Origin of the sequence: Algoriphagus aquimarinus (assembly GCF_900112005.1) — a bacterium.
Taxonomy (GTDB): Bacteria; Bacteroidota; Bacteroidia; order Cytophagales; family Cyclobacteriaceae; genus Algoriphagus; species Algoriphagus aquimarinus.
Genome location: NZ_FOKK01000005.1, coordinates 69,084 through 83,594 on the forward strand (window position 1 = coordinate 69,084; position 14,511 = coordinate 83,594).

General features: G+C 41.1%; 10 protein-coding genes and 1 other RNA gene. 6 read left to right on the forward strand and 5 right to left on the reverse strand.

What is annotated here, in order from left to right; all coding sequences use genetic code 11:
• Window positions 1-208: 208 nt before the first annotated feature.
• Window positions 209-611, reverse strand: a transfer-messenger RNA (tmRNA) gene (gene ssrA / locus BM291_RS07945).
• 403 nt (window positions 612-1,014) lie between these two features.
• Between ssrA and BM291_RS07950 the strand changes: the two genes are divergently transcribed.
• Window positions 1,015-2,160: a DNA polymerase III subunit gamma/tau gene (locus tag BM291_RS07950; RefSeq protein ID WP_092896102.1), complete on the forward strand. Its 1,146-nt coding sequence runs from the start codon at window positions 1,015-1,017 to the stop codon at window positions 2,158-2,160.
• Between the two features lie 74 nt (window positions 2,161-2,234).
• Complete coding sequence (locus BM291_RS07955) at window positions 2,235-2,735, forward strand: hypothetical protein (RefSeq protein WP_092896104.1); 501 nt, start codon at window positions 2,235-2,237, stop codon at window positions 2,733-2,735.
• On the opposite strand, the gene BM291_RS07960 is transcribed toward BM291_RS07955, so the two are convergent.
• The 4 genes from BM291_RS07960 to BM291_RS07975 all read right to left on the reverse strand — a co-directional run bounded on the left by BM291_RS07960 (window position 2,732) and on the right by BM291_RS07975 (window position 7,288).
• Entirely contained in the window at window positions 2,732-3,724 is a 993-nt protein-coding gene (locus tag BM291_RS07960) for a DUF3078 domain-containing protein (RefSeq protein WP_092896106.1), read from the reverse strand. The genes BM291_RS07955 and BM291_RS07960 overlap by 4 nt on opposite strands.
• A 24-nt stretch (window positions 3,725-3,748) precedes the next feature.
• The gene (locus BM291_RS07965; RefSeq protein ID WP_092896108.1) at window positions 3,749-5,344 is read right to left on the reverse strand and encodes a lytic transglycosylase domain-containing protein; all 1,596 of its coding nucleotides are present in this window, start codon (window positions 5,342-5,344) and stop codon (window positions 3,749-3,751) included.
• Window positions 5,345-5,411: 67 nt separating this feature from the next.
• Window positions 5,412-6,056, reverse strand: coding sequence for an O-methyltransferase (locus tag BM291_RS07970; protein ID WP_092896110.1), 645 nt, complete (start codon window positions 6,054-6,056; stop codon window positions 5,412-5,414).
• Between the two features lie 2 nt (window positions 6,057-6,058).
• Window positions 6,059-7,288, reverse strand: a complete 1,230-nt coding sequence (locus tag BM291_RS07975) for a M16 family metallopeptidase (RefSeq protein ID WP_092896112.1) — start codon at window positions 7,286-7,288, stop codon at window positions 6,059-6,061.
• Between the two features lie 377 nt (window positions 7,289-7,665).
• Between BM291_RS07975 and BM291_RS07980 the strand changes: the two genes are divergently transcribed.
• From BM291_RS07980 to BM291_RS07995, 4 genes are all read left to right on the forward strand, one after another.
• Complete coding sequence (locus BM291_RS07980; protein WP_092896508.1) at window positions 7,666-8,958, forward strand: aminopeptidase P family protein; 1,293 nt, start codon at window positions 7,666-7,668, stop codon at window positions 8,956-8,958.
• 133 nt (window positions 8,959-9,091) lie between these two features.
• A complete protein-coding gene (locus tag BM291_RS07985) occupies window positions 9,092-9,685 on the forward strand; it encodes an RNA polymerase sigma factor (protein WP_092896114.1) in 594 nt (197 codons plus the stop codon).
• Between the two features lie 224 nt (window positions 9,686-9,909).
• Window positions 9,910-10,944 (forward strand): FecR family protein, encoded by a 1,035-nt coding sequence (locus BM291_RS07990; RefSeq protein ID WP_092896116.1) that lies wholly within the window; start codon window positions 9,910-9,912, stop codon window positions 10,942-10,944.
• A gap of 81 nt (window positions 10,945-11,025) precedes the next feature.
• Window positions 11,026-14,508: a SusC/RagA family TonB-linked outer membrane protein gene (locus tag BM291_RS07995; protein WP_245786803.1), complete on the forward strand. Its 3,483-nt coding sequence runs from the start codon at window positions 11,026-11,028 to the stop codon at window positions 14,506-14,508.
• Window positions 14,509-14,511 lie beyond the last annotated feature (3 nt).

A 14,511-nucleotide genomic window follows, 5' to 3' on the forward strand; every position in this document is an offset into this window, starting at 1 on the left:
TGTGCTGATTAGTGGCATTAGATAATGTGATTGTTGAATAGAAAAGTGTTGCAATGAAGTCTGCTTTTTTTCAACTGATTTTGCTGAAATAGCTCAACACCTAAGGGTTAACACGTCCTGAAGATTATCAGCCTGTTAAAAACATAGCCACTATTTTGATGGGTTTAAAAAAAGAAACCCCTTGGTATTTAAATTAAAACCAAGGGGTTTGTGGAGCTGGCGAGATTCGAACTCGCGTCCAGATAAGGAAACAACGTACCTTCTACATGCTTAGTCACCTGTTAGGTTTTCGATCGAAATATGCTGGGTGACACACCTAGTTCCGACTTAGCTATTTGTCTTAGACCTGCTTAATAGCATCACAAGCCGCATTCCAATCAAGTCGACATCCCGGAATCCGCCCCGAAAGGACGGGGGGCGGAGGGATGTGGCCGGGGAATTACTCTCGTAACTCAACCCTTTAAGCTTTCTTTCCTGTTAAGGTAAGATTAGGCAGCCATAGCGTAAGATTCTTCGCCATTTATAGTGCGTATGAATTTTTTAAGGCCATACATACTCCAGCCTGCATGCGAGCCCGATCTTTACACTTACTGTCAAAACCGGTCAGCCCCATTTGAATTAGGAAGACAAAAGTAATAGAATTTTGGTTCCTTGAGTTTTTTCTTTTCCTGCATTAAATTTCTTGCTGGGGTTATTTTTGATGAGATGTTATTTTTCCCGCAGATGCACGCAGAAAACTAGCGCAGATTTCCGCAGATTTTATTAGCTGGTAGATCTGAGTTTCTTAGCGAATTTCAGTTGCAGAATCATCTGTGTTAATCAGCGGGTTTTGTCAGCGAAAATCAGCGGGAAAGGTTATTGCCAGGTCCATATTCAAGCAAAATCAGCGTTCTGAAATCATCTCAGCCATTCACCTTAAAATTCATTCCCTATAATTCAGGTATTTAGCGAAGATTGTCTGAAATAGCCAGTTGCTGGGCTTCCTGAGTATAGAGTTTTTTATATCTTGCGGTGATGGAAAATTTCGTCGTTTCGGCAAGAAAATACAGACCGGCAGATTTCAAAAGCGTAGTAGGGCAGCAGCATATTACCACCACGCTTCAGAATGCCATAAAAAACAACCATTTAGCTCAGGCTTTTTTGTTTTGTGGTCCACGTGGAGTGGGGAAGACTACCTGTGCCCGTATCCTTGCAAAGACGATCAACTGTGAAGATCTTCAGGCTGATTTCGAAGCTTGCGGTAAATGCGAATCCTGCGTTTCTTTCCAAAACAACAGTTCCTTCAATATCTACGAGCTCGATGCTGCTTCTAACAACTCCGTAGATGATATCCGTAATCTAGTAGATCAAGTACGTTACGCTCCGCAAAAAGGGCAGTACAAAGTTTATATTATTGATGAGGTTCACATGCTTTCCAATCAGGCCTTCAATGCATTTTTGAAGACATTGGAAGAACCTCCAAAGTATGCCATCTTCATATTGGCGACTACAGAAAAGCATAAAATTATTCCTACCATTCTTTCTCGCTGTCAAATTTTTGATTTCAATAGAATTCAGATCAAAGACATAGCGACGCATTTGCAGTATATCGCGGAGAAGGAAACCGTGGACTATGAAGAGGAAGCGTTACGCTTGATCGCTACCAAAGCGGACGGAGCACTGCGGGATGCTTTATCCATGTTTGATCTGATTGTGACCTATTCCGCAGGGAAAAAAGTCACGTATCATGAGACCATTGGTAATCTTCACATCCTTGATTACGATTATTACTTCAAAGTAGTAGACGCATTAGTTACTGAGAATCTTTCCCAAGTCTTATTAATTTTTGATGAGATTTTGAAGAAAGGATTTGATGGGCACAATTTCATCGTAGGCCTTTGCGAGCATTTTAGAGATTTATTAGTAGCTAAAGATCCAGCTACTGTAGAGTTGATAGAAGTGTCAGAATCTGCCAAAGAGCGTTATTTACAACAGACAGAAGCTGCTTCTGCCTCATTTTTGCTTTCTGCGTTGAACATCGCTAATCAATGTGATATTCATTATAAGACGTCTAAAAATCAGCGTTTGCACGTAGAATTGGCATTAATGAAAATGGCTAAGCTTCCACAAGCATTTCGTCTATCTATGATGGCTGCTGAGGATGCAAAAAAAAAAGCCTGACACAGTCAGTCCCTGAACCCACTAAAGAACCAATTCCTCTTCCTACTCCTTCCGGTCCTGCCAAGCCTAGTTCTTTGCAGAAGACTATTTCTATTCCCAAAAACCTAGGACATACCAAGCAACTCGCTGACCAAAAAGCTAAAGATGAATTGCAGAATGCCAAAAGTAAGGTAAGTGAGGAAGTCGTCGAAGTAAAAGTAGAGGGGAGAGATCTCACCCAACAGATATTAGACGAGATTTTTATTTCGGTAAAGGAGCACTTTCAGAAGATTGAGAAAAGCATGGAAGTGGCAATTCTTGGGCAATCACTTAAGATGAACAATGGATCTGTTATCCTAGAGGTGATGGGACATGTACAAGAGGAGCTTGCGCTCAAGATGAAGCCTGAATTAACCAGAATTATCCGGGAAATTGGTAATGTTAATCACTTTAGAATAGAACTGGAGCTAAAAGAAGAATTAGAGTCAGAGCGCAATAAACTCTATACCAGCACTGATAAATTCAACTTTTTAAAGGATAAGCATGCTGCTTTGGGTGAATTTCAGCGGAGATTTGGCTTGGAAACGGATTTTTAAAAATCCAAGGATATCCCAAAGTTGACGAGATTCTGCAGCTGTACGGCTTGCCTGGATGTGCCGTCATCTTGTTTGATAAATACATTCTCATCATAGATCATTACCGTCTCTATCCGCGTGGATATGAACTTGTTTACCTTCATTCTGATCACAGAATTGAAGTTGACTACCATATTTCCAAATACCTCATAGTTTGAGAACAAGTTGATGTCTGACTTCCAGGTGATATTTTTCATCAATTGAATGTCCGTCACTGAGGCGGCAAGTGAGACCCCTGCTTCAGCTCGTACATTTTCTCCTGGAGTCACACCGAATGCACCAACTCTACTGAGAGAATCGTCCAGCACTATAGTGAATCTACCCGTGAAAGGAGATAGGATTACCGAAATCTTACTTTTGTCTTTGTAGGTTTTTCGGTAGTTCAAACCCGTAGAAGATTGTACATAACCAGGCGAAAGCAAGTTTGAAATCCGGGTGCGAACTTCTACGTCACTTCCTGCTGGCCTAGAGTATTTGTAACCCGCTAGGAGCTGAGCTCTCGCGTCCAATTGAGTAGACAGGTAGAAGAATTCCGAGAGTTCTCTACCGTAGTTACTTACAAAATGGAAATTATCGTTCGTTTTTCTAGTCTTGTAATCCCTGTTATCTTGACGGTTGAATCCCATACTGAAAGTCAATTGCGTGTCCCAAACTTTTTTCTCCTTCTTGTAATTGGCAAAAAGAGTGAGGCCTGAAGTCAATGCAAATGTACTGGATCCACCAGCTGCCCAATTGGACAAAGTGACTTGTTGAACGTTTAGATTGTAGTTTCCACCCGTTTTCCAAAAGATCTCTTTGACTGGCACATCGATAATGAGCGAGTCTCCAAGCATCAATAGTGTGTCACCATTAATCAGTACGGTGTCGGGAATATACTGTCTATCCTGAGCCTGAATAGTGTGGCTAAAGCATAGTAGGAATAATCCGTAAATCAGGAGATACTTTGACATTTAAAAAGCTTAGGGGATTACAGATCAGGGGCGAAAGATAACCAATTTCTGCCCAATGGATATGATATTTTGAGTTCCGATATTGTTCCAATCCTTCAATTCATTGACACTCACGCCGTATCTTTTACTAATATTGAAGAGCGTATCACCGCTTGCGACAGTATGCGTAAGTCTGGTAGGAGAGGGTGCTGAAGTATTGTTTTGAATAGTAGTAGATGAAGGTTGCTGACTAACTGTCGGGCTAGGCGTCGGAGTGACCACTGCCTGTCTTGCTGGTGCAGGAGCAGTAAGTGCTACTCGTGGAATTTCCTCGCCACGCTTTCTGTGCTCTTGAAGATTCAGTACCATTCCAGCTTTTAATTCGCTGTCTCTTCTGATTCTGTTTTTAGATTTCAAGGAGGAAAGCTTGATTCCGTATTTTTGAGAGATACTCCAAAGTGTCTCACCCGGTCTTACGATGTGTGTAGCTACTTCAGCGCTGGCATTCTTTTTCTCAGTATAGTAATATTCGCCTGCTTCTATTCGCTCGCCTTTTTCAAGATCATTTAGCCTACGAAGTTTATTTTCCTTCACGCCAACTCGGTCAGAGAAGGTGCTTTGAGTAGTTGTCTGAGCAGCTTGAACTCCGTCTAGGTTGTTCACCGTGATTTGATCTGCCTGCGATGCTTTGGTAGTGTTCCCGTTAATTCTTGGGAATGAATTCGCTTGCTTGTAGACATGAGAGTTACTAGCTGTGGTTGTGGTAGTAGTAGTGGTTGTTTTTGGCTGCGATTCCGTGATGACCGCTGGTTGAATTGGAAGCGAACCATTTTTCACATACACTACGGTATAGACTCTGTCTCCAGGGATTTTACCGTTTTTTGTCCAAAGGTTGTATTCTTCTAAATGTTTTTCTGTTACCCCGTATTTTTTCGATAGTGCAGCAAGTGTAGTAGGCCCTTGCACGCGCTCTTCTACCATATAGCTTCCATTGCTAGTCAGCGTACTTGTATGGCTGCCAAATGCGATTTTATGAGCTAAAAATTTCTTGAAGTACCAATGTGTATTTCTATCTACATCGACGACCTGTTTTCCATTGTACTGGGTTCCGAAATATGCTTTGGCTCCGCCTAACCCCATCTGGTAAGACACTAAGGCACACATCCAATTGTCAAAGGTATTGTTGTGTTTTTTCAAATAAAGCGCTGCTCCTTTGGTGGAGGAGACGATGTTTTTTCGCTCATCGATCTGGTTATCTACTCTTAGAAATACCTCTTCTGCAGTTCCTTGCTTGAACTGCCAAAATCCAACGGCATTGGAAGTGGAGACAGCATCTCCTATCAAACCACTTTCTTGAATCACAAGGTATTTCAGGTCTACAGGAACTCCCGAGTTTTTGAGCTCTCGCTCGATTAGGGGCATATATAGGTTGACTCTATCTTGCTTTACTTTGAAATAGCTTGGGTTACGATATTGAGCATCCACATCCAGTTGGATTTCTCTGCGAGCCTGTGGATTTATTCTTACTACTATATCTGCAAACTCCAATTCTGCTGGAACCTGCGGGATTTGAGCCAATAAATTTTGGCTTATAAAAAGTGTTAAGATGAAAAGGAGGTAAGTTATACTGTTGGTTTTCATTCGAAAAAGGCTTTCATCGTTCGTTGCAGCCTCATTTTAGCAAAAATGATTCCCCTTTTCTTTTCTCCTAGATTTTTCTTGCCATCATCACGCCATCGCGTATGGGAAGAAGGGCATTTTCTACCCTTGGATCGTTTTGAACCATGGAGTTAAAATCCAAGATAGCTTGCGTATCCTTGTCGATTTTTTTTCCTTCTTCTACCAATATTTTTCCTGACCAAAGCACATTATCCGCTAGAATAATCCCCCCAGGATTCATCTTGTCAATGATCAGTTCGTAATACCTTGCATAGTTGTTTTTGTCTGCATCTATGAAGACCATGTCGAATGGACCTGGAAGAGTAGGGATGATTTCAATGGCGTTACCAAGTCTGTAATCAATTTGCTCTGCTAGTCCACTTTCTTCGAAAAACCCTCTTACCATCGTTTCCAGCTCATCATTGATGTCCAGCGTAATTAATTTACCGCCTTTTCCCAATCCTCTTGCCATGCAAATTCCAGAATATCCGGTATAGGTACCGATCTCTAAAATTGTTTTTGGGTTTTGCATTTTGGTGAAAAGCTCCAGCATTTTTCCCTGCAAGTGTCCAGAGATCATGCGTGGCAACATGACTTTTGCCTGAGTTTCACGGGTGATTTTTTTCAGCAAAGTATCCTCTTCTGTACTATGGTCTTCGCAGTAGGTTAAAAGTGCAGGGTCTATGAATTCCATGATTATTGGGGCTTATAAGTCAAGAAAGTAAGCATATCTGGATTGAACATTTCCTGAGCAATTTCCTGAAGTTCTTCTGCTGTAGTATTTCTAATCTGATAAAATATATTTTCCAAGGGATCTACTTTTCCATGATCAAGCAGACTTTTGCCATATACCAGCATAAGAGCAGAGTAATTTTCCTCAGCCATCGCCATCTGACCTATCGCTTGCTCCTTAGCCATGTGAAGCTGTACAGTTCCGAGCTTGGTTTTAGCCATTTTACTCATTTCTTTCAGGACGAGTGATTGAGCCTTTTGCAGCGTTTTCCCCTCTGTGCCAAAGTAAATCCCAAAAAACCCTATATCCGAAAATGGATGGTAGTTTGACTCAATGCTGTACACATAGCCATGCTTTTCGCGAAGCATAAGGTTCAATCTACTGTTCATACTCGGGCCTCCTAAGATGTTGTTTAAAAGGAAAAGTTTAAAGCGGTTTGGGTCGTAAAGTGAGAATGCGGGTCGTCCAATCGCACAAAGTGACTGACTTACATCCCGCTCTTGAATTTTTACTTTTGGAGTATAATTACTGAAATCACTCCTCACGTACAGACTTCTTTTGCTCTGAATTTGCGACAAAGGACCTTCTATCCCTCGCAGTGCTTTCTGAAAGGAGATGTTTCCAACTACAGAGAATATCAACCTGGACGTATCTAAGCGGGTAGAGATAAAGTCGAAGAAATCCTGTTGTGTAAAGCTTCCGACTGTCTGTTCGGTTCCCAGGATATTCCTGCCTAAAGCATGATTTTCAAAGACCAACTCATCCAGTTCATCCTGAATAGCATCATCCGGAGAATCTCGGTACATGGCCATTTCTTCGAGGATGACTTGGCGCTCTTTTTCTATCTGTTTTTCAGGGAAAGTACTGTTGAATGTAATGTCAAAGAGTAGTTCGGCAGCTTTATTATAATGCTCCTTTAGGGTAGAAGCGTAGAAGCATACTTTCTCTTTGGTGGTGTAGGCATTTAGTTCTCCGCCCAGTGATTCTAAGCGGTTGAGTATATGGAAGGTTTTGCGCTTCTTGGTGCCTTTGAAGGCCATATGTTCCCAGAAATGGGCTAGACCTTCCTGCTCTTTGGTCTCATCTCTACTCCCTATGTCTAATATAAATCCGCAGTGAACTAGTCTGGTATGGGTAACTTCCTGATGAACAATCCGAATGCCGTTACTAAGTTCTTTGATGTTTAATTCCATGCTTTAATTTACCCTTTCGGTAATATACAAAGTAAAGCAGGAAATTGGTTCCAGTTGAATTTCTAACCAGATTTTCGCGGTATAATTAGTAACTTTCCATTTCAGAATCAGAAAAAATCTATGAATTCTAGTCAGCATAAGGCATGTGTATCTCAGACACACAATCCCCTTTGCTTCGTCACAGGGCAGGATTTAACTAATGAAATCCAATATTTATATCCGCTTTTCTGCCAGTATAGCGACATATGCATCATAGAATTTGGTAAACTCGAGCATTGATCCCACTTCGGTCACCCGTCTTCGGTCTTCCAGCCAGTAAACCAAAGCAAATAAGGGCTAATGGGATCATTGCGGATAATCACAAAAAATATAAACAGATGAAATATCAACCTCTTTCTAGTTCACTTTACATCAAGAATCGTGAGAAATTTTGCTACAAGCTCACAGAAAGTAGCGTAGCGATTTTCAATTCTAATGACATCATGCCTACCAATGCTGATGGGACTATGCGCTTTCGTCAGAATAATGATTTATTCTACCTCACCGGAATAGATCAGGAAGAAACCATTTTATTGTTAGCTCCAGATTGTCCTAATCCTCACATGCGTGAAGTGCTTTTTCTGCGTGAAACGAATGAGCATATTGCGATTTGGGAAGGACATAAGTACACGAAGGAAGAAGCTGAAGCGACTTCTGGGATCAAGAACATACAGTGGCTAGCCAATTTTGATCAGGTCTTCAATACGGTAATGGCACTTTGCTGCAATGTCTACCTTAATACCAACGAGCATTTGCGTGCTGGGGTAGTGGTAGAGACTCAGGATGCTAGATTCATCAAGGAATGTAAAACGAAGTTCCCTCTTCATACTTATCATCGCGCTGCTCCTATCATGCACGAGTTGAGAGGGGTGAAAGAACAGGAAGAAATCAATCAGCTTCAAATCGCTTGTGATATTACTGACAAAGGTTTTAGAAGAATCTTGTCCTTTGTCAAGCCAGGAGTGACGGAATATGAAATCGAAGCAGAATACCTGCATGAGTTTGTGAGAAATAGAAGCAATGGCTTTGCTTACCAGCCGATCATCGCTTCTGGAGCATCTGCCTGCGTATTGCATTACATTGAGAATCACAAGGAGTGTATAGCTGGCGAAATGCTACTGATGGATGTGGGTGCTGAATATGGTAATTACAATGCAGATATGACGCGTACCATTCCTGTGAGCGGAAGATTCACGGAGAGACAACGTGCGGTGTATGATGCAGTTTTACGTGTACAGAAGGAAGCTTCGCAAATATTAAGAATTGGCACTAATATTCAGGATTACCACAAGGAAGTTGGGCTGATTATGCAAAGCGAATTAGTGGATTTGGGCTTAATTGATCAGACCGATATTAAAAACCAAGACGCTGCTTGGCCTGCTTACAAAAAGTATTTCATGCATGGCACCTCTCATCATTTGGGACTGGATGTGCATGACGTAGGAACTATGCATGGACCGATCATGCCAGGCATGGTGTTTACAGTAGAACCTGGGATATATATTCAGGAGGAGGGTCTTGGGATTAGACTGGAGAACAACATCGTGATTCAGGAAGGCAAAGGGTATTTTGACCTGATGCGAAACATCCCAGTAGAAGCTGAGGAGATTGAGGAGTTGATGAATAGTTAATAGAATTTAAAATAATCACTGCATAGTCCCTTGTCCTAGATGATTTGGGCTATGCAGTGTTTGGAATATTTGCCCTAAAATTCTTTAATTGCTATTTCAAATACCAAGTTCAGGTACAATTAAGGATTCTTAGATGAAAGGTGAAGTAGAAGATGCGATGTGGGTAGAAGACCTTAGGTCGGGCTCAGAAGAAGCATTTACTTTTTTGTACACCAAGTATTCCAAGAAAATCTACCACACTTCCCGAAAAATGAAACTGGATCATGAGGATGCGGAAGGAGTAGTGCAGGAGACTTTTATCAAGATTTGGAAAAATAGAGAGCGATTGGATCCCTCCTTGAGCTTCAATGCTTACTTACTAGCTATCCTCAAATCGCTGGTGATTCGACTTGTCCAGCAGAATGCTAGAAAATCCCTTCAAAAAACTGAATTAATGTCCACAGGTAGTGATGCTCATAATTCTACAGAGGATGACTTTATTTATGCAGAAATGCTGGAAGCTTCGCTAAAGGAGGTGAATAACCTTCCACCTAGACAGCGACAGATTTTTTTATTGAAAAGGGTGGAATTACTCTCTCTGGATGAGATTGCTGACCAACTGCATATTTCTAAGAAAACAGTTAAAAATCAATTAGTAGAAGCGAATAAGTACTTGAAGTCCAAGATTTCAGAGCGGGATATTATTCCTATTGTGATTTTGTGGCTATCGACTATGGGCGAATTGTAGTAGTAGTTTATTAGGTGGAATTCCTTCGAGGAAAAATAATTAAGATTTTTTCACATTTCTCCGGGACTTTTGCGGACCTCAGGTCTATATACTTTTGAACCCAAAATATGTAATAGGAAATCTGTTACGAATTAAGACTACCTGAAATCATTAAGTTGATATACTTGTGGCTTTTATTCTCCTACGAATTCTAATTCATATTCCGGGTTAACTAAATAAACCTAATGGATAAGAATAGACAGTTTGAGGATTTTTTTGATGGGAAAATGCCCGAGTCAGATGCGAAAGTGTTTTGTGCTTGGCTGAATACTGAGGAAGGCACCTCTTTTTTAGATTCTAAAATTAATTCTGACTGGAACAGCAAGCGTGTAGTCGGAGACTATGCAGATTGGAACGGTCAATCCCTTCTAGATAAAATCAATGTTGAGAAAGTAAAAGCTAAGACGCGAAAGCTCGACAGTAACTACCGCAGAGAGGTACATAGAACAACTAAACGACATATACCTTCTTGGGTAAGTGTAGCAGCCATCGTGACACTGGTCATTTTGGTTCCTCTAGTTTTTTTCAAATTAACGAATACTCCTGAGCCTACCCAGCAGGAACTTCCTTCCAAAGTAATCACAAGAAGTAATCCCTCCGGCGTAAAATCAAAATTTCAGCTTCCAGATGGCTCCTTGGTATCACTAAATTCTGAAAGTTCAGTGGTGTATCAGGAAGACTTCGCAGTCAATAGAAATATTGAGCTAATAGGCGAGGCATACATCACCGTGGCAAAAGACAGTTTGCATCCCTTCATTATCAAAAGTCTTGGGTTGAACACAGAAGCGCTCGGGACTATTTTTAATATCAAAGCTTATGAAAATGAGAATAGCGTGGAGGTGTTGCTAGTCGAGGGAAAAGTGAAAGTGGATAAGGGAGAGAGTGATGAGGCTCTAATTCTATTACCGGGTGAAAAAGCAGTTTTGACTAGTAGTAAGGGTGGATTTGAGAAAAGAAAAGGAGATGTCAGACGTGATACGCAATGGACTGAAGGTGTTTTAGAATTCCGAAACTTGGGTTTCAAGGAGATTTTCAAGCGACTTGAGCGCTGGTATGGAGTGAAGATCGAGGTGAAAGGAAGTCTGTCCACAGCTAAGGGATTGGGCAAATTCCAAGAAGGAGAGACTTTAGAAAATGTACTGGACGTGCTGAGCTATTCCACGTTTTTCAAGTATGAAATAAATAAGGATACTGTCTATGTTGATTTTACTAGAGAGTAATCTTCAGTCAAGTAGAGCTATATAGAAGTGATAAGTAAGAGTGAAAAATGCAATTAATAAACCTACAATAAATGATGTACTATGATTAAAAGTTTACGTGTATTTAGTCCGTTGCTAAATCTAGGCTTTTTGGTAGTGCTCATGTTGGGGATGTCGGTATATTCTACTGCCTCCGCAAATGAGCTGCTACAGGCTAAGGATATAGAGAAGGTTGTGATTTCGATGCAACCAAGAGAGCTGTCTATTAAAGATGCTTTCAAAGAAATTGAGCAAAAAACCCCTTTCACATTTTTCTTCACTGATGCTGGTGTGGATATTTCTAGAAATGTGATTTTGAAAAATAGCCGTGCTTCAGTAGCGGTGTTTCTAGGTGAAATCGCTCAGCAATCCCAGCTGAAATTTAAGCAGGTCAATGAGACCATAAGTGTGAATGCTACTACTCCATCGGCCAAAAAAGTTGAGAAAGAGGAGAAAGTAGAAAGGGAGATCACGGGTCAGATCACAGATGAAGATGGCTTGGGTGTCCCAGGAGTGAATGTTTTGCTCAAAGGTAGTGTACAGGGTACTATTACAGATTTGGATGGAAACTATACACTTTCAGTTCCTGATGAAGGAGCTGTCCTCGTGGTTAGTTTTATAGGGTTCAAAAAGCAGGAAGTAGTAGTAGGGGCTAGAAGCCGTGTAGATATCGTGATGGAAGAAGATTACGCAGGATTGGATGAAGTCGTTGTGGTAGGATTTGGTAGCAAGGAGCGTGAGGATATTTCAGGTGCTGTGACTTCTGTGAAAATGGACAAAGTGCTGGGTGATAGACCTGTGACTGATGCTGCTAAAGCTCTTCAAGGTACTGTTCCAGGTTTGCAGATTACTTACGGAAGTGGTCAGCCAGGTGCTAGTACGAATATCAACATTCGAGGATTCACTTCTATCAATGGTGGTAGCCCACTTGTCTTGGTGAACAACGTGCCAATGAGTTTGGACGATGTCAACCCTCGAGATATAGAAGATGTAGTAGTACTGAAAGATGCATCCGCTGCCTCTATTTATGGAGCTGAAGCTGCATTTGGTGTGATTTTGATCACGACGAAGACAGGTGGATTCGAGCAGCCTATGAAGCTGGAATACTCTAACAACTTTGGTTTTACTAAACCAAGTACGCTACCTAAGAAAGCATCTCCGCTGGATTTTGTTACTGCATTGGACGATTGGGGACAGCAGACTTATTGGACCGGTCAGAATGTGTCAACCTGGAAGGGATATATCAATGAGTACAATAGCAACCCAAGTGCTTATCCAGAAGGATATATCACTGACCCAAGTGGTCTGAGGTATTACACTCGTGAAAATGATCTTTACCAGGAGTTTTTAGGATCGAGTGGATTCGAGCAAATCCATAACTTATCTGTAAAAGGAGGTAGTAAAAACACTTCTTACCGTATATCCATGGGTTTCAATGACGAAGATGGTATCATGGTGACGGATAAGGATAGCTACAAGAGATATACTGCGAATGTAGATTTGACTACACAGATCAGTCCTAAGATCAGTACAACTTTCAATAGTTTTTATAAAAATGGTCTGAGAACCGGTCCTATTGGAGGAAATTGGGGTAGCCTGTATTACAGTGCAATTAACTTCCACTCTGCTACTCCTATAGGAAGTGATAATCTAGGTGGTACTGAGCAGATTCCTTTTGCGACTCCAGCGAATTTGATCAAATATTCACCTGAGCGTGAAAATTTTGAAGAGGTTATACGATTCTTTTTAAAAGGATCTTATAAGCCTCTTGCAGGACTGGAATTCAATGCTGAATACACGTTTGAGAAAAGTAGAGATGAGATCAGTTCTCCCTCTTTCACTCCGACGATGATCAATCCTGCTACTTTATCTATTTCTCCATACAACCCTAGTCAGTCTTCATACTTTACTAGTTCAAACAAGAGAAATTACCACGCTTTAAATGCTTATGGTAAATACAATAAGAAATTCGGCGAGCACGCCATGGATTTCATGTTGGGAATGAACCAGCAGGTATCTATAAGAGAAGGTTTCAATGCTTCTAGACAGGAGCTTATTTCTCCTTCTAATCCTGGGCTTTCTACTGCCACTGGCGTAGTGAACGTGAGTGATTTCTACACTGATTATGGCATCGTAGGTTTCTTTGGTAGAGCAAACTATCAGTTCAAAGAAAAATATCTATTGGAAGCAAATGGTAGATATGACGGCTCTTCCAGATTCCCTGAAGGAAACCGCTTCGGATTCTTCCCTTCTTTTTCTGGAGCATGGAAAGTAAGTAGAGAGCCATTTATGGCAGGTGTAGCGAAAGCGATTACTGAACTAAAACTGCGAGGATCATGGGGAGAAATCGGAAATCAGGCGGTAGAAGGAACATGGGGAAATTATCCTTACCTGCCTACTATGAATTCTTCCAACGTAGCTTGGATAGATAATGATTCCGGAGTTCGTGCCGTTAGTTTAAGCGCTCCTGGCTTGGTAAGTGCTAATTATTCTTGGGAGCGGGTGAGAACGACCAATGTTGGAGTTGATTTCGGATTATTTGAGAATAAGTTATTTACCACGTTTGATTGGTACAATAGACAGACGTTGGATATGCTAGCTGCAGGCTCTCAATTGCCAGCTGCACTCGGTGCTAATGCGCCACTTCAAAACGTAGCCGATCTTAAAACTCTGGGTTGGGAATTGGATATCAAATGGAGAGAGACGAGCAAGAGACTCAACTATACTGTAGGTTTCAACTTGTACAACAGTACTACTGAGATCACCAGGTTCCAGAATGAAGCTGGCTTGATTAGCCAGTTCTATGTAGGTCAAAAAATGAATGAAATCTGGGGATACACGACCGATGGCTTTTATACTGTGGATGATTTCGTAGAAGGCACATTAGATGCTAACCTACTCAATGGACAATTGAAAGACGGAGTGCCTTCGTTCAATGGTGTGAAGCAAAACCCAGGAGATATCAAATACTTAGATCTAAATGGTGATGGAGTGATATTCTCTGGCAACAGTACGTTGGAAAATCCCGGAGACAGATCCATTATCGGTAATTCCACCAGAGGATTTGAATATGGTGTAAATGGTTCTCTTTCCTTTGCCAACTTTGACTTGTCTCTATTTCTAAGAGGAATAGGCAAACGTGACGTATGGATTAATAATCCGGTGTATTTCCCTTATACATTTGAATTTACTACAGTGTACGAGCACCAGTTGGATTACTGGACACCAGAGAATACGGATGCTTTCTATCCTAGAAACTACCCTAATGGTGCAGGTAATTACGGTGTTAGTAGAAATGTCCAGAGTAAATACCTCTCTAATGGTGCTTACCTCAGATTGCAGAACATTACGTTGGGCTATACTTTAAGTGATCAGCTTTTAGATAGACTGAAAATCACAAGATTTAGAATGTATGTGTCAGGAGAAAACTTACTCAATTTTGATCATTTGCCTGATGGGCTTGATGCAGATTTGACTGGGATTAACAATGGCGGGAATTATCCTTTCATTAAGAAGATCTCCTTCGGACTTAACGTGACACTTTAATTA